Here is a 20,103-nt window from a genome sequence, read left to right on the forward strand (position 1 = left end):
CTGGGCAGTGGCAGGCAAAGGTGAGGGTGCGCGGAGTGGTCACCAACCGGTTGGTGCCACTCCTCGCCAAACAATCACTGTCAGAGCGAGTAACCAGGTGCCTGTCCGAGATGATTGTCCTGAGCGCCAGCAATCAAGTGCATTGGAATGTGAGGTTGTTCTTCCAGGGAGGGGACTTCGAAGCTCCCCACAATTTGAACGTGCCGCTCACTCACCGCGATCGACTCTACTGCCTGTGCTTTTGCCATTCTCGCGTGGTTCGCTGCGATTTCACTGAGGGTTGACACGTTAAATCTCCGGTGACTCACCAAGCGTTTCGCTGGGGTCCTTAAGCGTTAATTGGATGGCCGTTGCGTCAGAATTACGTCGTTTCTGGGATGCCAGATCGGCCTTTGCAAACCCCAAGCCAGAACTCTGGCGCGTTGAGCGCCAGGTTTCCCTATGCGACGAATGGTTGTAAACACTCGGTAACTTGCCCCGACGCGGCTGCCAACGAGGCCTTACTACCCTGTCTCGCACCATCAAAGAGTGACCTCAAAATCAACGATGGCACCTGCGGCAAATACATAGGAGCGGGGAGTGGGGATGTACTCCTCTTTCTCTTCCTTTTTCTTCAGCAACACCCCGGAAGCATCGCAATAAATGACTTCATCGTGCTCGTTTACGCCGCGAATGATGAATGTGTATTCAAAACCCGGATCAACCTCGATGCCGGCAGTCATCGGCACGCGCTCGACATCACGCCAAAAGTACTTCGCGAGACGTTGCAAGACGTTTTGTGGACGAATCACACCCATTAATCGTTGAGGCGTGCTGCCATCGACCACCGGTGTTGATTGTTGTGTAATTTCCACGATTCTTTCCGCAAGATTCCGGTGTACTTTCAAGGCGACCCAAGCCTTGGTCTTTGGCGGCTTTGGCGCGATGTTTTCAGCCTTGCGATTTTGTCGCAAGTTCAGGGCGACCATCAGTGAGTTGACGCTTGCACTACCACCGGCAAGTACGAGTGCCGTCAGGAATCGTGTTTCAAAACTGGATGTTACCTGCGAAATATAGATGTTCATCAAGTCGGCAACGAAGTCGATATTGAAACTTTTAATGATGAGATAAGCAGCAAGAAACATCACGACCGTGCGAACGCCGCGTCCATCAAAGAACTCCAGGAAGACTCGCCAGTTGAACACCACGGCGAATGCCGATTCGAGTATCACTGCCAATATGAGCATTGCAAAAAGAAGCCGCGTTGTCTTGCCGATCAATGCGGGGTCTTGCGCAGTCGGAGTATTGGTAATTTCGAACAGGTTGGTTTTTGACGTTTCGCCTTGCTTAAAAGTGATGGGCACTTCGCCTGTTGAAGGAGGCGGGTTCGCGGCGGTATAGATCAGAACCCAGTAATTGCTGGGTGTGCCTGTGGTGAGTACCCGTGCACCTGCAGGTGCTGTGCCCTCAATTTTGATCTCTTCGTTGCCTTGCGCCACGATGATCGTGGCGCCGGGTTGTACAAACAAGCGGGCGACTTCAGCCTTTGCGGGCATGGCGATCGCCAGCCATGCGAGCAATGACAAGACGAATGCCGACAGCCAGTGATACTTGAAGTTCGCTGCTGTTAAGTGGGTGGGCCACATCGATACTGCTCCTTCTTAGTTGAGGGGGACTCATGCAGCATCGAGCGCTGACCCGGTTCATGCGAACGCTGATGAAAATATAATCGCAAGTGGTGAATTAGCAAATTATGCGCAGGGATATAAACGCCGGTGTAAAGGTAACTTATCACTTGCTTTTCAATATTTTGCTGGTAATAGAACGCATAGCGAAATTTCATATGCCTTTCTTTGACATCAATCACTAAGCGCTCTTGACTGGTAGTCAATTGCCAATGGCTGATCCGAAGCCCGGCCACTTATATCGAGTTATGGCTCTGTTCCCAGTTGGCAGTTTCTCGCGTTGTTGAATTTAAACGGTTAGTCAGACAAGGAGATCGAGTGTGGACAAGTCCGACTACGCACCACCGGCCATGCGCAAACTGCGGGTGTATGCATTCGACCCACAAGCCTCGACTCAAATGGACACGGTGCGGATCAACCACGCCACCATCGAATTGCCATGGGAGCAGCGTTGGGAACCCGATATCTTGCCGGGGCCGGTGAACGAGTACTTGGAGGTCATTGATGTCGATCCTACCAGCGGCCAGTTCTACAAACCGGTTAACTTGAATGACCCGCATGTGTTGGCCCAGGATGGCATCGCGCCTTCGGAGGGCGACCCGCGTTTCCATCAGCAAATGGTCTTCGCCGTTGCGATGAAAACCATCAAATTGTTCGAGCGGGCACTGGGGCGCAAAGTGTTCTGGTCACCCAGAGCTATCGAGGATAAGCGGACAAAGAAGCTGACCTACGGCTATGTCCGCCGGTTACGTATTTATCCTCACGCCTTACGCGAAGCGAATGCCTACTACAGCCCGGCAAAAAAGGCGTTGTTGTTCGGTTACTTCAAGGCATCACTGAGCAACGCCGGGGTGAACTTGCCGGGTGGCTGGATATTCACGGCGTTGTCCCACGACATTGTCGCGCATGAAACCACGCACGCCATTCTGGATGGCTTGCACCGTCGTTACATCGAATCCACCAGCGTTGATAGCCTGGCGTTTCATGAAGCCTTCGCCGACATCGTTGCACTGTTGATGCATTTTACGTTGCCGGAAGTGGTGTCCAGTCAGTTGGCCGCACGCCGTGGGGATCTGACCGAGCGTTCCTGGTTGAGCGGCCTGGCCCGTCAGTTCGGCGAGGCGTCGGGGCGCTACTCGGCATTGCGCGATGCAATCGACGAAAAGGGCAAGGACGGCTTGCCTGACCCTACGCGGCTTTCACAATTGAGCGAGCCTCATGAGCGCGGCGCGATACTGGTCGCCGCTGTGTTCGACGCATTCATCACCATTTACGAGCAACGTACGACCGATCTTTTTCGGCTGGCAGGGCATGACAAGGCATCGACGGCCAACCTGTCGACCGAACTGATCGCACGCCTGACCCGCGAAGCCGTGAAGGCTGCCGATCATGTCCTGAGGATGTGCATTCGTGCATTGGACTATTTGCCACCCGTGGATGTGCACTTCGGCGAGTTTCTGCGGGCCATTGTCACAGCTGATAACGACCTTGTACCGGACGACCGCATGCACTATCGCCTGGCAGTTATCCAGGCGTTCCGTCGACGCGGCATTTTTCCGGACAAATGCTTATCACTGGCGCCGGACAGTTTGCTCTGGGAATCATTGAAGGGTTATCAGACAGAAGAGCTTTCCCTGACCGCCGATGACCTGCTGGCCTTTCAGGCACCGCCCAAATCCAATTGGCCAGGTGGCTCACTTGATTTAACGCCGCAGTACCTGCGGGGCAATGCATTTCTCCAGTCCGAGCATAATCGTCAAGTGGTGTGGAACTGGCTGATGGAAGAGTCAGACCATGACGCTGAATGGGAGAAGGTCTTGGGGATTTTCTTCATGGCCCATCCCGACGCAACCAAGAAGCAAGGGGCGTTGTTTGTAGGATGGGATGGTGTTCAACCTGCCGTGGAGGTGCATTCGGTCCGCACGTGTCGCAGGGCCGGGCCGGACGGGCAGGACCTTCGGCAACTGGTCGTGGAAATTACCCAGCGCCGTCGCGGTTACTTCGACAGCGCGCAACAACTCAAGGAAGACCAGCAAGCCCCGCGCAAGGATGATCGCCGTTCCTATGACTTCACGTTCCGAGGGGGCGCGACACTGATCATTGACCTGCGTGATGGCACCCTGCGCTATGTCATCCGCAAGCGCATCGATGACGATGAACGTCTGGATGCCCAGAGGCGCTTCCTGCAAACCGGCAACGACTCTCTGGCCATGACTTATCGAGAACCGCGCGCGGACGATAACCCCTTTGCCATGACCCACCGTGGAGTCTGACGCCATGACCAATGCAGATTTGCAGGGCAAGGTGGCGATTCGCATGTACCGCGGGATTTTGGGCGACTGCTTTCTGCTTCGCTATCTGGACGCCGGGATCACCCGCCACATCTTGATCGACTGCGGTGTGCTTCAAGGGGTGACGGGGGCCAAACAGACAATGACGCGTATTGTCGACGACCTTCAAAAAACCACTGGCGGCTTGCTCGACCTGGTGGTGGTAACCCACGAGCATCACGATCACACGAGCGGCTTCCTGTATGAGCAAGCGCGCTTTTTTGGTGATGATTTTCGCATCGGTGAACTCTGGCTGGCCTGGACCGAGAACTCGAATGATTCCCAGGCCGTCGCACTGCACGCCCGATTCAAAAAGGCGAAAGTGGCGTTGGCGGGTGTCGTCGGCCTTAGCGGGCGTGGTACCCCATTGCACCAGGATGCACGAATCCAGACAGTGCATGGCCTGTCGGCCTTCATCGACCCGCTGGCCAGTAAAGAAAAAGACAAGCGCACGACCATCGAGAAGCTCAAGGACAAGGCCGGATCGAAAGTGACCCGGTACCTGGAACCCGGTGATGTTGTGCGACCCGCCGCCATCGACGCGCTCAAGGCGTATGTCATGGGGCCACCGCGATCCGAAGAGCGCTTGCGCAAGGATTTGCCGAGCAAGGGGGCGGGGAAAGAGGTGTACATGACCAGCCTGGATGAGGCCATGGCGCTGGAGGAACGCACGCTGCGACTCAAAGGCGAGGTTCCGGACAATGTCGACTCACCCTTCGCGCCGCCTTATCAGCGACCTTTCTCCAGGGTCGCAGATGAAACGGATACCCATGGCGGGGGGGATGAAGAGTCGACCAGCGTCGAGCAGCGCTATTTTGGCAGCGTTGACCAATGGCGCTGCATTGAGGACGAATGGCTGGACGGCGCGGAAACCCTGGCCCTGAAAATGGATTCGGACACCAACAACACCAGTCTGGTCCTGGCGTTCGAGTTGCCGGACGGCCAGATCCTGCTCTTTCCAGGCGATGCCCAGGTGGGCAACTGGCTGTCCTGGGGCGACCAGACTTACCCCAAAGACGCTATGTCAGGGAAGCCTCTGCCGCTGACCCGAGACGACATCCTCGCTCGGGCCACGCTTTACAAAGTCGGCCACCATTGCAGCCATAACGCCACTGCTCGTGCCGCAGGATTGGAAAAGATGAATGATTCCAGGTTGGTGGCGATGATCCCGGTGGTCGCCGATGTGGCGAAAGGCAATGACTGGAATATGCCTTACCCGGATCTCCTGAGTGCCTTGCAGCAACGTACCAGACAGCGGATCGTTTCCGGGGATGGAAACCCTGCAAGCGAAATCAAGGCCTTCGCCAACTCACCGACGGATCCGGCTAACCCGGTCACGTTAAGTTATGCGCCCGATGAGTTGTGGGTGGAGTTATTGATCCCGTACTGAATTCACCTCACCCCGACCAATGACCAACAGGTACAGGAGGTAGCGATGTCTTCGTATACAGTGACGGCCAGTACCCTCAACTTACGCAGCGAACCGAGTGTTGCACCGAAAAATCGACTGGCTACTTTGCCCCAAGGGCAAAAGGTCGAGAAGCTGGGGGTGCACAGTACCCAAACTGACTGGTGGCAGGTCAGCACGATGCTCAATGGTGTGTCGGTTACGGGGTATGTAAACAGTCAATACCTTGCGCCCGAAGGCGCCCCCGACAATCTCCCTGCCGCTACATCTATCAGTCCTGCTCACCTGACACCCAAACACCCAATACTGCGCTCAGCAGCCGAGGGGCGGGCGTTCCCCTTGAACGAAAACGGTATGCCATCTCGTGCGCAGGGCAGTGCAACGGAAAAAGTCCGGGACTTGCATCGCATCATCGAGTGGTTGGGGGTGGCCAGTAACCCGCGCTATACGAAGTCAAAAAGTGAAACTTACTGCAATATCTACGCTTACGACTTTTGCTGCCTTGCCGGGGTTTATCTGCCTCGTGTCTGGTGGACCCGCAAAGCCATTGCCGAACTCGCCAAAGGCAATCCTGTCGCGGTGCAGTACGAAAAGACTGTGAGCGAGTTAAGTGCAAACAGCTTGAACAATTGGTTTGAGGAGTTCGGCAGTGATTTTGGCTGGACGCGATCATTCGATATCAATGAGGTTCAAGAAGCTGCAAACGCTGGAAGTGTCTGTTTCATTTCAGGTCAGCGAGTTGACTTGAACCAATCGGGCCATATCTGTGCGGTCGTTCCAGAAACGGATGATCATCGCGCGCAGAGAAAAAACGGCGTGGTGGTGACCCCTTTGCAGAGTCAGGCAGGCAGCAACAATTTCAGCTATGGCGGGGTGGTCTGGTGGACGGCCAGCAAATTCAGGCGCTTTTCATTCTGGATTCATCCCTGAGCGTTTTCAGTATTGATATGCAAAAAAGGAATAAATAGATAATTATTTATTCCTTTTGTTGTTTGTGCGGGTGGTGCACTTTGAGGGCCTGCACCTTCGTACGCAGGTGCCCGACATCAGACAGGAAGCCTCAACATGACCATCAAAGCGATCAACGTCCGCAACCAGTTCAAAGGCGTCATCAAGGAAATCGTACAAGGCGAAGTGGTGTCCGAAATCGACGTGCAAACCGCCTCCGGAATCGTCACCTCAGTGATTACGACACGCTCGGTGCGCGATCTTGAATTGCAAGTGGGCAGCGAAGTGATTGCCTTCGTTAAATCCACCGAGGTCTCGATCGCCAAGCTCTGAATTCGTCAGCCAGTTCAGCCATCACGCACTTCGTAGCAGCAGGCTTCGCCAGTTGCTACGGATTGCGTCATTCCTTAACTTATCGGCATTGGCGTTTCCGTCACCCCGAGGTTTTCATGACGACACTTTTCAAGCGCACCACGTTGACCTTATTGGCCACTTCCGTGGCGGCGGTGAGTGCGTTACTCAGCCCCGTTGTTCAGGCCGAAGGCACCATCAGCATTGCCCAGCAATTTGGTATCGGTTACCTGATTCTGGATGTGGTCCGTGACCAGCAACTCATCGAGAAACAGGGCAAGGAGCAGGGGCTCGACATCAAGGTCGACTGGAGCAGTATTTCCGGGGCCACGGCGATGAACGAGGCGCTGCTGGCTGGCGCGCTGGATGTGGTGTCTGCGGGTGTCCCGCCGATGCTGACGATCTGGGATCGGACCAAGGGCAAACAAAACGTCAAGGCGATCGCTTCGCTGGGGTCGATGCCCAACTACCTGCTGACCAACAATCCGCAGGTTAAAACGCTCGAAGACTTCACTGAAAAGGATCGCATCGCCGTACCGGCAGCGGGTGTCGGTTTCCAGTCGCGCACCCTGCAGATTGAAACGGCCAGACAGTTTGGCGCGGACAACTTCAAAAAATTTGACGACATTTCGATCAGCCTGGCCCACCCGGACGCGACAGCGGCGCTGATCGCCGGCGGTTCGGAAATCAACGCGCATTTTTCCAGCCCGCCGTTCCAGTACCAGGAATTGCAGAGCCCCAACGTGCACAAAGTGCTGAGTTCCTACGACATATTGGGTGGCCAGGCCACGTTTAACGTGCTGTACACCACTGAAAAATTCCACGATGAGAACCCGAAAACCTACAAGGCGTTTTACGCCGCACTGGCCGAGGCCGAACAGATTATCAAGGCTGACAAGCCCGCAGCCGCGCAGACCTATATCCGCGTGGAGCAATCGAAACTATCCTTGCCATTGGTTGAGAAAATCGTCGCCGACCCGGAAATCGACTTTACCGTGGTGCCACAGCGAACCTATATCTACGCCGAGAAACTGCAGGCGTTGGGTGTGCTGAAAAACAAGGCTGGCAGCTGGAAAGACTACTTCTTCGAGGAAGCACATGGCGGTGCAGGCAGTTGAGAGCAAACCGGACATCATGCAAGAACAGACCTACCAACGGCTGGACGTCGCCCACGGCAAACCGATCAAGCTCTGGACCGAAGGCGTCCCGGTTGAAGACGCCGCCAAACAGCAATTGATCAACACCGCCAGGATGCCGTTCATCTTCAAGCATCTGGCGGTCATGCCTGACGTGCATTTGGGCAAAGGCTCGACCATCGGCAGCGTCATTCCAACTCAAGGCGCGATCATTCCGGCCGCGGTCGGTGTGGACATCGGTTGCGGCATGATCGCCGCGTGCACGACGCTGACCGCCAGGGATTTACCCGACAACCTGCATGGTTTGCGTTGCGCCATCGAGAAAGCGGTGCCCCATGGCCGCACCGGTGGCCGTGGCGCTCGCGACAAAGGCGCCTGGGACAACGTGCCGAAACAGGCCGATCAGGCGTGGTCAGCACTGGCCTCGCGCTTCAAGGCGATCACCGACAAGTACCCGAAACTCGCCCAGACCAACAACCGTGGGCATTTGGGCACATTGGGCAGCGGCAATCACTTCATCGAGGTGTGCCTGGATGAAACCGACCGCGTCTGGTTCATGTTGCACAGTGGTTCCCGAGGTGTCGGCAACGCCATTGGCAACCTGTTCATTCAACTGGCCCAGGCGGATATGCGCGAGCACCTCGCCAACCTGCCGGACCGCGACCTGGCGTACTTCAAGGAAGGCAGCCGGCACTTCAACGACTACGTCGAAGCGGTAGGCTGGGCACAGGATTTCGCCAGGCAAAACCGTGCGTTGATGATGCACGCGGTGATCCAGGCGACCCGGCAAGTGATCAAAAAACCTTCGAGGCTGCGCTGGAAGCGGTGAACTGTCACCACAACTACGTGCAAAAAGAGCGGCACTTCGGCGAGGACATCCTGGTAACCCGCAAAGGGGCGGTGTCGGCGAAGAAGGGCGAGCTGGGGATTATTCCCGGGTCGATGGGCGCGAAAAGCTTCATCGTTCGCGGCCTCGGCAACGAGCAATCATTCTGTTCCTGCAGCCACGGTGCCGGCCGCACCATGAGCCGCACCCAGGCGAAAAACCGGTTCACCGTCGACGATCAGATTCGCGCCACCGCCCACGTGGAATGCCGCAAGGATGCTGCGGTCATCGATGAGATTCCGATGGCCTACAAGAACATCGACGACGTGATGCATGCCCAGCGCGAACTGGTCGAAGTGCTGCACACCTTGCGTCAGGTGGTCTGCGTCAAGGGCTGAGCACTTCGACTGATCGCCAGATCACTTGTACTTGATCACGATGCCTTTGAGTTTGCGTCCCTGAATCGTTTCAATGTCGCGGCTCCACAGCGGTCCGCTGACATAAGCGCCGACCGTCCCGATTTGGTCATAAACCACCACCACGGCATCACCGCCGAGCTTGGCGGTTTCTTCTTTCAGTTTTTCTTCGACTTGGGTAATCGGCGGGGCAGGGTCGATGCTGGCGTCGATCAATACTTCACCCAATCGAACAAACGGGCGAGCGGGCGCAGCACGCAGCACCACCACTTCGGCGGCCAGTGTCGGCGCGGGATGTTCCACACCGACATACGCGGTGGTTTGGGCATCAATCGTGGCGCAACCGTTGAGCGCCAGCAGGGCGCCGACAAGGCCGCCCGCCAGCAACGTCATTTTGCAGCGGGTGGACCAGGGGGTGACTGGGGCAGGCATAGCGGCTTTCCTCCGAACAATCCGTTGCCACGTGGCTAGTTGACGGTAGCAGACGGTCCGGGAGATGCCAGAAAGCCCAACCGCTACCGGCCGCGCTTTCTGATGCCTTGTCGTCTCACTGGTCTTTCTCGCAATTGACCATCCACGACACACCGAAGCGATCCACCAGCATGCCGAAACGCGCCGCCCAGAATGTCTTTTCCAGCGGCATCTGCACGTTGCCGTCTTCCGACAAGGCAGCGAAGACGCGTTCCGCTTCAGCGATGCTGTCGACATTCAATGAGATGGAACACCCGCTCATGTCCTCCGTGGGCCGGTCCGGGGTGGTGTCCGAGCCCATGATCGCCTGATCGCCCACCACCAGGCGGGTGTGAAGGATCAGGTCGTGGAGGTCTGTCGGCACGTGTTCGCCGGCCGGTGTTTCACCGAACGTCAACATGGCTTCGATTTCGCCGGGCAGGCTTTGCGCATAGAAAGTAAAGGCTGCTTTGCAGTTGCCATTGAAGATCAGGTAAGGATTGATTTTCATGTTTTACTCCCGGTCACGGAAGGAGGCGGAGGGTGGCGGACTCAGTGCCGGCTCCGCAGTGATTGAACACAAACAGCAAAGCGTTAGAGGGCGGGTTTGGCAAAATTCGTTTAGACGTTTTTTCTATTGAAACGCGGCGTTTTATGGCTTCGGGTATGCGCGACCAGACATTGCGTCAGGTTTTCAGGCCACTGCGCGTGGCGCCGAAGGCCGCAGCAAGCGTTCGATGGCGCCGCTCACCAGGTTTTCCAGCATTTCATCGCGCTCATGGTCATTCAGCGGATGTTGCATCAGCCAACCGGGGGCACTGTTGAGCAAGTTGGCGATGGCGTGCGCTGTGGCACGTTGCGCCTGTTCGCCGACCCGGGTTTTGCTGCCGAGCATCAGCAGCAACCGGTGTTCGTATTGTTCGCGCAATTGCCGGACTCGCGCCTGTTGCTCGTCATTGAGGCAACCGCTGTCGCGTTCCGCCAGGCGAAAATGCCAGGGCATTTCCCGGTGCAAATTCAAATGCGCGCGGATCAGCAGCTGCAGCTTGTCGCGTTTCGCCGAGCCCTTTTGATCGAGGCGGTCCAGGGTCGACAGCAGCTCTTCGTAGAACTCTTCGATCAAGTCGAGCAGCAAGTGCTGCTTGCTCGGGTAATGGTGGTACAACGAGCCCGGGGAGAGCCCCAGGCACGTCGCCAGCTCACGCATGCCGACCTGACCGAAACCCTTGCTGGCGAACAACTCCAGCACGGTGTCCCGGTATTCGGCAAAGCGCGAGCAACGCTCAGGCATAGGCATGGAAGCCACGTCCTGTCTTGCGCCCCAGATAGCCGGCGGCAACCATTTCCTTGAGCAACGGAGCAGGGCGGTATTTGCTGTCGTTAAAGCCGTCGTAGAAGGCTTCCATGATGGCCAGCAGGGTATCCAGACCGATCAGGTCCGCCAGGGCCAGCGGGCCGATTGGCTGGTTGCAGCCCAGGCGCATGCCGGCGTCGATATCCTCGGCACTGGCCAGGCCTTCCTGAAGCACCAGAACGGCTTCGTTGATCATCGGCACCAGAATCCGGTTGACCACGAAGCCCGGGCGGTTGCCGGCGGTGATCGCGGTTTTGCCCAGGGTGGTCGCCATGTCCAGGGCCAGCGCATGCGTGGCATCGCTGGTTTGCAGGCCGCGAATCACTTCAATCAGGCCCATCACCGGCACCGGGTTGAAGAAATGCAGGCCGATGAAGCGCTCAGGTTGGCTGACGCTGGCGGCCAGTTGAGTAATCGACAGCGACGACGTGTTGGAGGCAATCACGCACTCGGCACTGACCTGCGCGGCAATTTGGTGCAGCACGCGCAATTTCAAGTCGAGGTTTTCGGTGGCCGCTTCGATCACCAGTTGCGCGTTCTGCAGGCTGGCGTAATCGGTGCTGGTGCGAATCTTGTCGAGGGCGGCGAGTTTCTGCTCCTGGCTCAGCGTTTCCTTGGCGACCTGACGATCAAGGTTTTTGCCGACGGTCGCCAGGGCCTTTTGCAGGGCACTCTCGGAAATATCGATCAGGGTCACGTTGAAGCCGGCCAGCGCACAGACCTGCGCAATCCCGTTGCCCATGGTGCCCGCGCCGATCACCCCAATGTTTTGCAGATTCATGTTCCCGTCCTTACGGTCAAACCTTGCGATACCTTGGCCGTTGCTACGGTCGAAGGCGTACTATTGGCCGCGAGTCTAGAACCGGCAGGTCGGTTGTCCTATGCCGCAACTGTTCAACGGTGCTGGTGTTTTTTGCCATTTCAAGTGATAGGGAGCGAAACGTTCACATGCGGGAAAAGGACTCGGTCGCGGTTTATTTCGTGCAGGCAATGATCCATGCGCTGGCGCAGCATCCACAGCGCCTGAACGCAGCGTTGGAACAGGCCGGTATCGACCCGGCGTTGATGGATCAGCCTACGGCGCGGGTGCCGGCCAGCGCGTTTGCCGCGCTGTGGCTGATTCAGATCCGTGAGTTGGACGACGAGTTTTTCCGCCTCGACTCCCATGGCATGCCGCCGGGCAGTTTCGCCTTGATCTGTCGCGCCTTGATTCAGGAACCCGACCTGCACAAAGCCATGCGCCAGTGCCTGGCCAATTTCGCCCTGTTCCTGCGCGACTTTCGTGGCACGCTGACCGTGCGCGGCAAGCGCGCGATCATCAGCCTCGACACCCACGCGCAAAACGACGACGTCAGCCGTTTTGGCGAAGAGACGTTCCTGGTGCTGATGATCAGCCTGTTGTGCTGGCTGGGCGGGCGGCGCATCCCCATCGACCGCGCGGACTTTCGTCACGAGCGCGTTTCCCTCAGCGACGACCGTTTGTTGTGGGGCCCCAACCTGACCTTCGGCGCCGAGCGCACCGAAATCGAATTCGCCAGCCATTACCTGCGCCTGCCGGTGGTGCAGGACCTGGCTTCACTCAAAGTCTTTCTGCGCACGGCCCCGCAATGGCTGGTGATCCGTTTCCGCAACCAGCATGGCCTTGCCTCGCAAGTCCACCAGCGCCTGCGCAACAGCGATTACAGCGAATGGCCGACCTTGCAGGCCTTCGCCCTCGAACAACACCTGAGCCCCAGCACCTTTCGCCGCAAACTGGAGCGCGAAGGGTGCTCGTATCAGGAGATCAAGGATGAAGTGCGCCGTGGCGTTGCCTTCGAGCAGTTGCGTGAGAGCCGCGCGAGCATCAGCGACATCGCTGAACAACTGGGCTTTCAGGAACCGAGCGCGTTCCATCGAGCGTTCAAGAAATGGACGGGGGAGAGCCCGGGGCGGTATCGGGCGCGGTTTCAGGTGGAGTGTCCGGATTGAACCTTGCTGTTGACCGCCTCACCACCTTACTCGACCAGGCCCGACGCGCTCTGCTGCTGGTCTGGGGCACCTCTCGCGGTCTATTCCTGGGCCTGGTCCTCGCCACCCTGATCGCCGGTGTACTCCCGGCGCTGGCCGCATGGCTGGGGCAGCGCATTGTCGACGCGGTGGTCCACGCGATGCAGTTGCATGCGCAGCAGGGCAGTGCGCCGTTGTGGCCGGTGGTGCGTTATGTACTGATGGAGGCTGGGGTGTTGGCGTTGTTGTCCGCGACTCAACGGGCATTGTCGGTTCAGCAGTCGCTGTTACGCGTGCAGTTGGGGCAGAAGGTCAACACGATGATTTTGGAGAAAGCCCAGACGTTGTCGTTGGTGCAGTTCGAGAACTCCGAGTTTTACGACAAGCTGGTACGGGTGCGGCGCGAGGCTTCGACGCGGCCGCTGGCGCTGGTGATGAAGTCGTTGGGGCTGATCCAGAACCTGATTGTGCTGATCAGCTTTGGCGTGTTGCTGGTGCACTTTTCACCGTGGGCGCTGGTGCTGTTGGTGGTGGGTGCATTACCGGTGTTCTTCGCCGAAGCGCATTTTTCCGGGGATGCTTTTCGGCTGTTCACGCGTCGGGCGCCCGAGAGTCGGCAGCAGACTTACATTGAGACGCTGCTCTCCCACGAGGGCTATATCAAAGAGGTCAAACTGTTCGGCTTCGCGCCGCTGTTGTTGCAGCGTTACCGCGACACGTTTGCCCGTCTCTACGCCGAAGACCGTCGCTTGACGTTGCGTCGTGATAGCTGGGGATTTGTCCTCGGCCTGCTCGGTACAGCGGCGTTTTACCTGGCCTATGCGTGGGTGGTGGTCGATGCCGTTCACGGCAACATCAGCCTGGGGCAAATGACCATGTACCTGGTGTTGTTCAAACAGGGGCAAACCGCGGTCAGCAGCAGTTTGAGCGCCATCAGTGGTCTGTATGAAGACGGTCTGTACCTGTCCAGCCTTTATGAATACCTGGCCGAACCGGTGGTTGCCGATTCCGGGTATCTCACCGAGGGTGCCGTGCCCGGCGATGGTCTGCGTTTCGAGAGCGTCGGCTTCCGTTATCCGGGGGCGAGTCGTGCGGCGCTGGAAGGCATCGACCTGCACCTGGTTCCTGGGCGCAGTCTGGCGCTGGTGGGGGAGAACGGGTCGGGCAAGACTACGCTGATCAAATTGCTGACCCGCCTGTATCGGCCCGATCAGGGCCGAATCCTGCTCGACGGCAGTGACTTGCAGGCATGGAAAGAGGACGCGCTGCGCCAGCGCATCGGGGTGATTTTTCAGGATTACATCCGCTACCAATTCTCGGTCGGCGAAAACATCGGCGTCGGCGACACGCTGGCGTTCAACGATGAACAGCGCTGGCAAGACGCAGCGGCGCAGGGCATGGCCGCGCCGTTCATCGAGCGTCTGGATCGAGGGTATGCCACGCAGTTGGGACGCTGGTTTGCCGGTGGGCAGGAGCTGTCCGGCGGGCAGTGGCAAAAGATCGCGCTATCGCGCGCCTACATGCGTCGCGACGCCGACATCCTGATTCTCGACGAGCCGACATCAGCCCTCGACCCGGCAGCGGAAGCGGCGGTGTTCGAGCATTTCAGCGAGCACACCGAAGACCGGATGACGTTGCTGATTTCCCACCGGTTTTCCAGCGTGCGTAACGCCGATCACATCATCGTGCTGGACCAGGGGACCATCCTCGAACGTGGCGATCACGACACGCTGGTGAACGCCGGTGGGCGCTACGCGCAGCTATTCAACCTGCAAGCCCGGGGTTACCGCTAGGCCCGGCCACTTGCGTTGGTTTGGTTTTCATCAAGCGCTCGATGGCCTGGCGATACAGCGTACCGCCCAGACTCATGCTGTTGTTGTGCGTCCCGCCGGGCACCAGCAGCAGGCGCTTGGGTTCATTGGCGGCGTTGAACAATTGCTGGCTGAAGCGCGACGGCATGAACGCATCGGCCAGGCCATGGACCACCAGCAGCGGCATGTTGATGTCGACGATCTTGTCGATGGAATCGAATTTCTGCGACACCAGCCAACGCACCGGCAGCCAGTTCACCGGCAGGTTGCTGTTGGCCACTTGGGCCACGGCATCGCCCAGCGAAGTGAACGTGGACTCGATCACCAGGCCGCGCACCGGCACCTCGGCGTGTTGTTTTTTTGCTTGTGCGGCCAGGTCTGCCGCGAGGTCGATGGCCACTGCGCCGCCCAGGGAGTGGCCGTAGATCAGGCGCTTATTGGCGTCTGGTTGCATCTGGGTGAAGCGCTCCCAGGCAACGCGGGCGTCTTCGTAGACACTGGCTTCGGACGGCAAATCACCTTTGCTCTGGCCAAATCCACGGTAATCGATGGCCAGCACTGAATAGCCCATGGCGCGCAATTGCTCGATGCGAAACGCCTGGCCCGTAAGGTTCCAGCGCACTCCGTGCAGGTAGAGGATCGACGGTGCATCACGGCGTGCGGCCGGCCACCACCACGCATGCAGGTTTTGCCCGGCCTTGAAACTGGCGGGTTTGATGTCGAACTCCTGGACATCGCTCGGCAAGCCGCGATACCAGCCTGCCGTGCCCGGTTCGATGCGAAACAACAGCTCGCGCTCTTTGTACTTGAGCACGCCGCAACTCACTGGCAGGCCAACGATCACTAGGGCCATGCACAGCAGCGGCAGCCAGCGTCGGCGAAAGCGATTCATCAAACTCGACAACATGCGGCGTCCGGAAAGTGGGCAGGAAAGGACGGTTTTTAACAGATGCATGCCGGGGGTGGGAACAATTTCGACGGTCGTAGGAAACTGGGTGGTGAATTAGCGCCCCCATCGCGAGCAAGCCCGGCTCCTACAGTGTTCACAAAACCACTGTAGGAGCCGGGCTTGCTCGCGATGGGGCCATCACTGCCTAAACCCATCTCGATCAATCCACCGTCAACACAATCTTGCCAACGTGATCACCTCCCTCCATCCGCGCATGCGCCTGCGACGCATCGGCAAGCGCATAGACCTTGTCGATCATCGGCAGGCACCGCCCGGCGGCGAGCACTGGCCAGACGTATTCACGCAGTTGCTCGGCAATCGAGGCCTTTTCTTCGCGGGTGCGTGAGCGCAACAGGGAGCCGGTGATGATTGCGCGTTTGGCCATGATCGCCAGCAGGTCGACATCCTTGGCATGAGCGCCGCCGAGAAACCCCAGCATCACCAGTCGACCTTCCATGCCCAAGGCGGCGATGTTCGGGTTCAGGTACGAGCCGCCCATGATGTCGAGGATCACGTTCACGCCTTTGCCAGCGGTTTTTTGCGCGATGACGTCGGCAAAATCCTGATCGCGGTAGTTGATCGGCTCAGCCCCCAACTGGCGGATCACCGCACACTTTTCCTCACTGCCGGCAGTGGCGAATGCCTTGACGCCGAACTCGCGACACAGCATCAACGCGGTGGTGCCGATGCCACTGGTGCCGCCGTGAATCAATGCGCGCTGGCCTTTGCTGGCGCCGCCCATGTCGAACAGGTTGGCCCACACCGTGAAAAAGGTTTCCGGGATCGCCGCCGCGTGCACCCAGTCCATCCCTTGCGGGATCGGCAGCGTCTGGCTGGCCGGTACCACGCAATATTGTGCGTAGCCGCCGCCGTTGGTCAGCGCGCAGACCTTATCGCCAACGATAAACTCGCTGACGTCCGTACCGATCGCCACCACTTCGCCGGCCACTTCCAGCCCGGGGATTGGACTCATGCCGGGCTTCATCGGGTACTTGCCGGCGCGCTGGATCACGTCGGGGCGATTGACCCCGGCAGCGTGCACGCGAATCAGCACTTCGCCCGCACCCGGGGTCGGCACCGGTTCCTGGCGCGGTTTCAACACCTCGGGGCCGCCGGGCTCGGTGATTTCAATCAGGGTCATGGTTTGGGGCAATGTCATGTCGAATTCCTGGAACGAAGAAGTCATAAAGTGGGACCGCATCAAGGTGTCGGTGATTCAGTTCAAAGCGGGCAGCAAACCCTCACGACGGTTCAGTAACCGCGTGACGTGTTCCAGCAACAGTGCAACCACAATCGCACCGGCTGCGATGACAAACAACATGGCGTGATGACCGCCGCTGGCGTTAAACAGTGCCGAATAGGCAAACCCGGCGATGGCCTGAAACGTTGCAAACGAAACCGTCGCACGACTCCAGGCCATTTGCTGCTGGTGATGCTGGGGAATCAGTTCGTGAACCCGTGCCAGCGCCAGCGGGACGATGCCCGGCGGGAACGAGCCGATAATCACCGCCAGCAACGCCAAAGCGGTAAAGGAGCTGGAAATCGACAGCAGGCCAACGGCAATCGCCTGCACCACCAGCACCAGCCGAATACTCATCTTCGCGCCCAGTTGATCCGCCAGAAATCCGTAACTCACCGGCCCGATAATCGCGCCAAGGCCATACATCACCCAAATCAGCGCACCGACGTGCGGCCCGGCACCGAGGCCACGAGCCACGTAATCCACCAGGAACACCATGGCTGGCACCAGCCCGGCGGCCATGAGCGCGTATTGAGCGAACAACAGGTAAACGTTCCGGTCAGTGGCTGTCTTGGGTTCCTCGACGGAGGGCGTGACGGCGGTGTGGTGAGTGTCTGACGGCCAGCCGAACCAACTGGCAGCGGTCAGCAACAAGGACAGCAGACCAAGCCCGAACCAGGTCTGTTGCAAGCCGAGGCTCAATAACGGCGGGACAATCGTCCCCGAACCGGCAATGCCCAGGCCAATACCCAGAAAAATCGCACCACTGGCCAGCCCCCGGCGGGATGCCGGGACATGCGGCAAGACGGTGGCGGCCACCAGCACCATGATCGCGCCACCGGCAATGCCCGACAGCAGGCGCCAACCGAAGAACCAACTCACCGACAGGGGAAAGCCACAGGCAAAGAATGACAGGGTCACGGCCACCATCATCAGCCGCAGCGCGGTTTTGTTGGAGGTGCGTTGCGCAACGGGGCGACCAATCAGGGCACCAATCAAATAGCCGACCAGATTGGCGGCACCGAGGTAAACCACGTCGCGGGTGGAAAACCAGTGCGCCTGGATCAGCGATGGAATCAGTGGCGTGTACGCGAACCGCGCCAGGCCAATGCTGACCAGGCTGGCGCTGAGACCGGCGAAGATCGGCAGCCAGATCGCGTTGCGCGGAGTAGTCGATGTGCTGTGCATGAGAAGGGTCCAGTGAGGTGGATGCTGGCCTTCAGCCTATCGCGATTGATTGATGCAATAACGCAGCGATTTTGCGTTATCGTGATGCGAAATTGCATCGCTAGGGGCGCCGCATGAACTGGGATGACGCACGGGTATTTCTGGCGGTGTGCCGAGAATCGACCCTTCGGGGGTGCGGCGCGGGTGCTGGGGGTCGATCAGGCCACGGTGGGCCGGCGCATCACTGCGCTGGAAAAGTCATTGAGTGCCACGTTGTTTCTGCGCACCTCTGAGGGCTATGCACTGACCGCAGTCGGCGAGGCGGCGTTGGCGGCAGTGGAAAAAATGGAGCGCTCGGCGCTGGAACTGCAGCGTCAGATTCAAGGGCTGGACGACCGGTTGACCGGCCTCGTCCGGGTCACCACCACGGATTCGATGGCCATCGACTTCCTGATCCCGGCCATTGCGCGCCTGCATCAGCAGCATCCCGATGTGCGGGTGCAATTGGACGCCTCGACGCAGTTTCTCAGCCTGTCGAAACGCGAAGCGGACATCGCTGTGCGCAACACCCGACCGGATAACCCGGACCTGATCGCCCGACGAATTGCCCGCTGGCCGGTGGGGCTGTTTGCGTCCCGGGCGTATGTGCAAGCCAACGGGGTGCCGGAGCCGGGCTCGGCGTTTGAAGGGCATGATCTGGTGGTGTATCAGCCGTACCTGCAAGGCAACAAGGAGATGACGCTGGTGTCGGAACCACTGGCGCGCGGGCGGATTGTGTCGAGCCTGAGTTCCAGCCTGCTGGTGCGTCGCTCCATCGCGGCGGGGATCGGGTTGGGGGAAGTGCCAGTGTACTTGGGGGAGAGGGACGGGCTGGTCAGGCTCTGGCCGGAGCGCACGCGACCGCTGCCGTATGACATCTGGCTGGTGACCCACGCCGACTTGCGGCACACCGCGCGGGTGCGGGCGGTCATTGATGAAATTGTCGCGGGGTTTTCCGGTACGGGGGAGTGACCGCACACAACCTGTAGCAGCTGGCGAAGCCTGCGTCCGGCTGCGAAGCAGTCGTGATTTCAAACGCAGCGGTCTAAATGACAGACCGCATGCGCTGGGTTTGCGACTGCTTCGCAGCCGGACGCAGGCTTCGCCAACTGCTACAGGGATCGTGGGTGACTGTTACGGCATTTCAGGCAGTTCATGCGGGCGCAGGTCGAACACCAACACTTCGGCGTCCACGCCATTGCTCAACGTCAGCACCTGCTCATCGCGAACCCGCACGCCGTCGCCTGCCTGCAACGACACACCGTTGAGTTCGACACTGCCACGGGCCACATGCACATAGGCATAGCGGTTGGCGGCCAGCTCAAGCGTGGCGCTTTCCTTGCCATCAATCAGCGCGGCGTACACCCGGGCATCCTGGCGCACTTTCAGCGAGCCCTTGGCGCCGTCCGGGGAAATGATCAGTTGCAGGCGTCCGCGTTTCTTTTGCGTGCTGAAGTGCTCTTGCTGATAACGCGGTTTGGCGCCGCTCACTTCAGGCACGATCCAGATCTGCAGAAAGTGCACGGGGCGTGTTGCCGAGTGGTTGTACTCGCTGTGCGCCACGCCACTGCCGGCGCTCATCAACTGCACGTCACCCGGGCGGATCACCGAACCGGTGCCCAGGGTGTCCTTGTGTTCCAGTGCGCCGTCGAGCACGTAGGAGAAAATCTCCATGTCGCGGTGGGGGTGCTGGCCAAAGCCTTTGCCGGCCGCCACGCGGTCATCGTTGATCACCAACAGATCGGAAAAACCCTGTTCTTTCGGGTTGCGATAGTTGGCGAAGGAAAAGGTATGGAACGACTTCAACCAACCGTGATTGGCCGCGCCGCGATCAGAGGCTTTGCGAAGGGTCAGCATGATGAAATCTCCTGTTGGGACGTTGATTCGTCCGAGTGAGGAGAAGGTTAATGGTTACTGGTTTGTGCAATAAGTAGATGAAAATTGAAATACTGTCTCTTTCAGGTTGACAGTTGTGTGCAAAGGATCACGGACGCCAACGCCACGATTAGCCATAATGCACAGCATCCT

Annotated in this window: 17 protein-coding genes and 2 pseudogenes; 9 read left to right on the forward strand and 10 right to left on the reverse strand. The window is 58.7% G+C overall.

Annotation, left to right across the window (positions count from 1 at the left end; all coding sequences use genetic code 11):
• Nucleotides 1-80 precede the first annotated feature (80 nt).
• Complete coding sequence (locus tag AB4N76_RS25680; protein WP_046028017.1) at nucleotides 81-287, reverse strand: hypothetical protein; 207 nt, start codon at nucleotides 285-287, stop codon at nucleotides 81-83.
• Nucleotides 288-521: 234 nt separating this feature from the next.
• Nucleotides 522-1,625 carry a hypothetical protein gene (locus tag AB4N76_RS25685; RefSeq protein WP_046028016.1) on the reverse strand — a complete coding sequence of 368 codons (1,104 nt, stop codon included), beginning with the start codon at nucleotides 1,623-1,625 and terminating at the stop codon, nucleotides 522-524.
• A 359-nt stretch (nucleotides 1,626-1,984) separates the two neighbouring features.
• On the opposite strand from AB4N76_RS25685, the gene AB4N76_RS25690 reads away from it, so the two are divergent.
• The 6 genes and pseudogenes from AB4N76_RS25690 to AB4N76_RS25715 all read left to right on the forward strand — a co-directional run bounded on the left by AB4N76_RS25690 (nucleotide 1,985) and on the right by AB4N76_RS25715 (nucleotide 9,061).
• Nucleotides 1,985-3,937, forward strand: a complete 1,953-nt coding sequence (locus AB4N76_RS25690) for a gluzincin family metallopeptidase (RefSeq protein WP_046028015.1) — start codon at nucleotides 1,985-1,987, stop codon at nucleotides 3,935-3,937.
• A 4-nt stretch (nucleotides 3,938-3,941) separates the two neighbouring features.
• The gene (locus AB4N76_RS25695; RefSeq protein WP_460163721.1) at nucleotides 3,942-5,384 is read left to right on the forward strand and encodes an MBL fold metallo-hydrolase; all 1,443 of its coding nucleotides are present in this window, start codon (nucleotides 3,942-3,944) and stop codon (nucleotides 5,382-5,384) included.
• Between the two features lie 45 nt (nucleotides 5,385-5,429).
• Nucleotides 5,430-6,332, forward strand: coding sequence for an SH3 domain-containing protein (locus AB4N76_RS25700; protein WP_077430410.1), 903 nt, complete (start codon nucleotides 5,430-5,432; stop codon nucleotides 6,330-6,332).
• Between the two features lie 135 nt (nucleotides 6,333-6,467).
• Nucleotides 6,468-6,683, forward strand: a complete 216-nt coding sequence (locus AB4N76_RS25705; RefSeq protein ID WP_046028014.1) for a TOBE domain-containing protein — start codon at nucleotides 6,468-6,470, stop codon at nucleotides 6,681-6,683.
• 116 nt (nucleotides 6,684-6,799) lie between these two features.
• Entirely contained in the window at nucleotides 6,800-7,819 is a 1,020-nt protein-coding gene (locus AB4N76_RS25710) for an ABC transporter substrate-binding protein (protein WP_460163722.1), read from the forward strand.
• A 16-nt stretch (nucleotides 7,820-7,835) separates the two neighbouring features.
• Nucleotides 7,836-9,061 (forward strand): annotated as a pseudogene (locus AB4N76_RS25715) (RtcB family protein).
• A gap of 21 nt (nucleotides 9,062-9,082) precedes the next feature.
• Here AB4N76_RS25715 and AB4N76_RS25720 read toward each other — a convergent pair.
• From AB4N76_RS25720 to AB4N76_RS25735, 4 genes are all read right to left on the reverse strand, one after another.
• A complete protein-coding gene (locus AB4N76_RS25720) occupies nucleotides 9,083-9,511 on the reverse strand; it encodes a hypothetical protein (protein ID WP_046028012.1) in 429 nt (142 codons plus the stop codon).
• Between the two features lie 115 nt (nucleotides 9,512-9,626).
• Entirely contained in the window at nucleotides 9,627-10,040 is a 414-nt protein-coding gene (locus AB4N76_RS25725) for a VOC family protein (protein WP_046028011.1), read from the reverse strand.
• 183 nt (nucleotides 10,041-10,223) lie between these two features.
• The gene (locus tag AB4N76_RS25730; RefSeq protein ID WP_077430408.1) at nucleotides 10,224-10,826 is read right to left on the reverse strand and encodes a TetR/AcrR family transcriptional regulator; all 603 of its coding nucleotides are present in this window, start codon (nucleotides 10,824-10,826) and stop codon (nucleotides 10,224-10,226) included.
• Nucleotides 10,813-11,664 (reverse strand): 3-hydroxybutyryl-CoA dehydrogenase, encoded by an 852-nt coding sequence (locus AB4N76_RS25735; RefSeq protein ID WP_046028009.1) that lies wholly within the window; start codon nucleotides 11,662-11,664, stop codon nucleotides 10,813-10,815. Before AB4N76_RS25735 ends, AB4N76_RS25730 begins: the two co-directional genes overlap by 14 nt.
• Nucleotides 11,665-11,831: 167 nt before the next feature.
• Here AB4N76_RS25735 and AB4N76_RS25740 point away from each other — a divergent pair, with 167 nt between their 5' ends.
• Together AB4N76_RS25740 and AB4N76_RS25745 are read left to right on the forward strand one after the other, a co-directional pair.
• On the forward strand, nucleotides 11,832-12,851 hold the full coding sequence (locus AB4N76_RS25740; protein ID WP_223523686.1) for an AraC family transcriptional regulator: 1,020 nt from the start codon (nucleotides 11,832-11,834) through the stop codon (nucleotides 12,849-12,851).
• Nucleotides 12,848-14,662 (forward strand): ABC transporter ATP-binding protein, encoded by a 1,815-nt coding sequence (locus tag AB4N76_RS25745; protein ID WP_223523688.1) that lies wholly within the window; start codon nucleotides 12,848-12,850, stop codon nucleotides 14,660-14,662. The genes AB4N76_RS25740 and AB4N76_RS25745 overlap by 4 nt, the downstream gene beginning before the upstream one ends.
• Here AB4N76_RS25745 and AB4N76_RS25750 read toward each other — a convergent pair.
• From AB4N76_RS25750 to AB4N76_RS25760, 3 genes are all read right to left on the reverse strand, one after another.
• Nucleotides 14,634-15,587, reverse strand: a complete 954-nt coding sequence (locus AB4N76_RS25750; RefSeq protein WP_046028005.1) for an alpha/beta hydrolase — start codon at nucleotides 15,585-15,587, stop codon at nucleotides 14,634-14,636. The genes AB4N76_RS25745 and AB4N76_RS25750 overlap by 29 nt on opposite strands.
• 202 nt (nucleotides 15,588-15,789) lie before the next feature.
• The gene (locus AB4N76_RS25755; protein WP_046028004.1) at nucleotides 15,790-16,788 is read right to left on the reverse strand and encodes an NAD(P)H-quinone oxidoreductase; all 999 of its coding nucleotides are present in this window, start codon (nucleotides 16,786-16,788) and stop codon (nucleotides 15,790-15,792) included.
• A gap of 57 nt (nucleotides 16,789-16,845) precedes the next feature.
• Complete coding sequence (locus AB4N76_RS25760; RefSeq protein WP_460163723.1) at nucleotides 16,846-18,057, reverse strand: YbfB/YjiJ family MFS transporter; 1,212 nt, start codon at nucleotides 18,055-18,057, stop codon at nucleotides 16,846-16,848.
• A gap of 113 nt (nucleotides 18,058-18,170) precedes the next feature.
• Between AB4N76_RS25760 and AB4N76_RS25765 the strand changes: the two are divergent.
• A pseudogene (locus tag AB4N76_RS25765) lies at nucleotides 18,171-19,047 on the forward strand (LysR family transcriptional regulator).
• 162 nt (nucleotides 19,048-19,209) lie between these two features.
• On the opposite strand, the gene AB4N76_RS25770 reads toward AB4N76_RS25765, so the two are convergent.
• On the reverse strand, nucleotides 19,210-19,932 hold the full coding sequence (locus AB4N76_RS25770; RefSeq protein ID WP_046028001.1) for a pirin family protein: 723 nt from the start codon (nucleotides 19,930-19,932) through the stop codon (nucleotides 19,210-19,212).
• Nucleotides 19,933-20,103: the final 171 nt, after the last annotated feature.

The organism is Pseudomonas sp. S2_F03 (assembly GCF_054668335.1).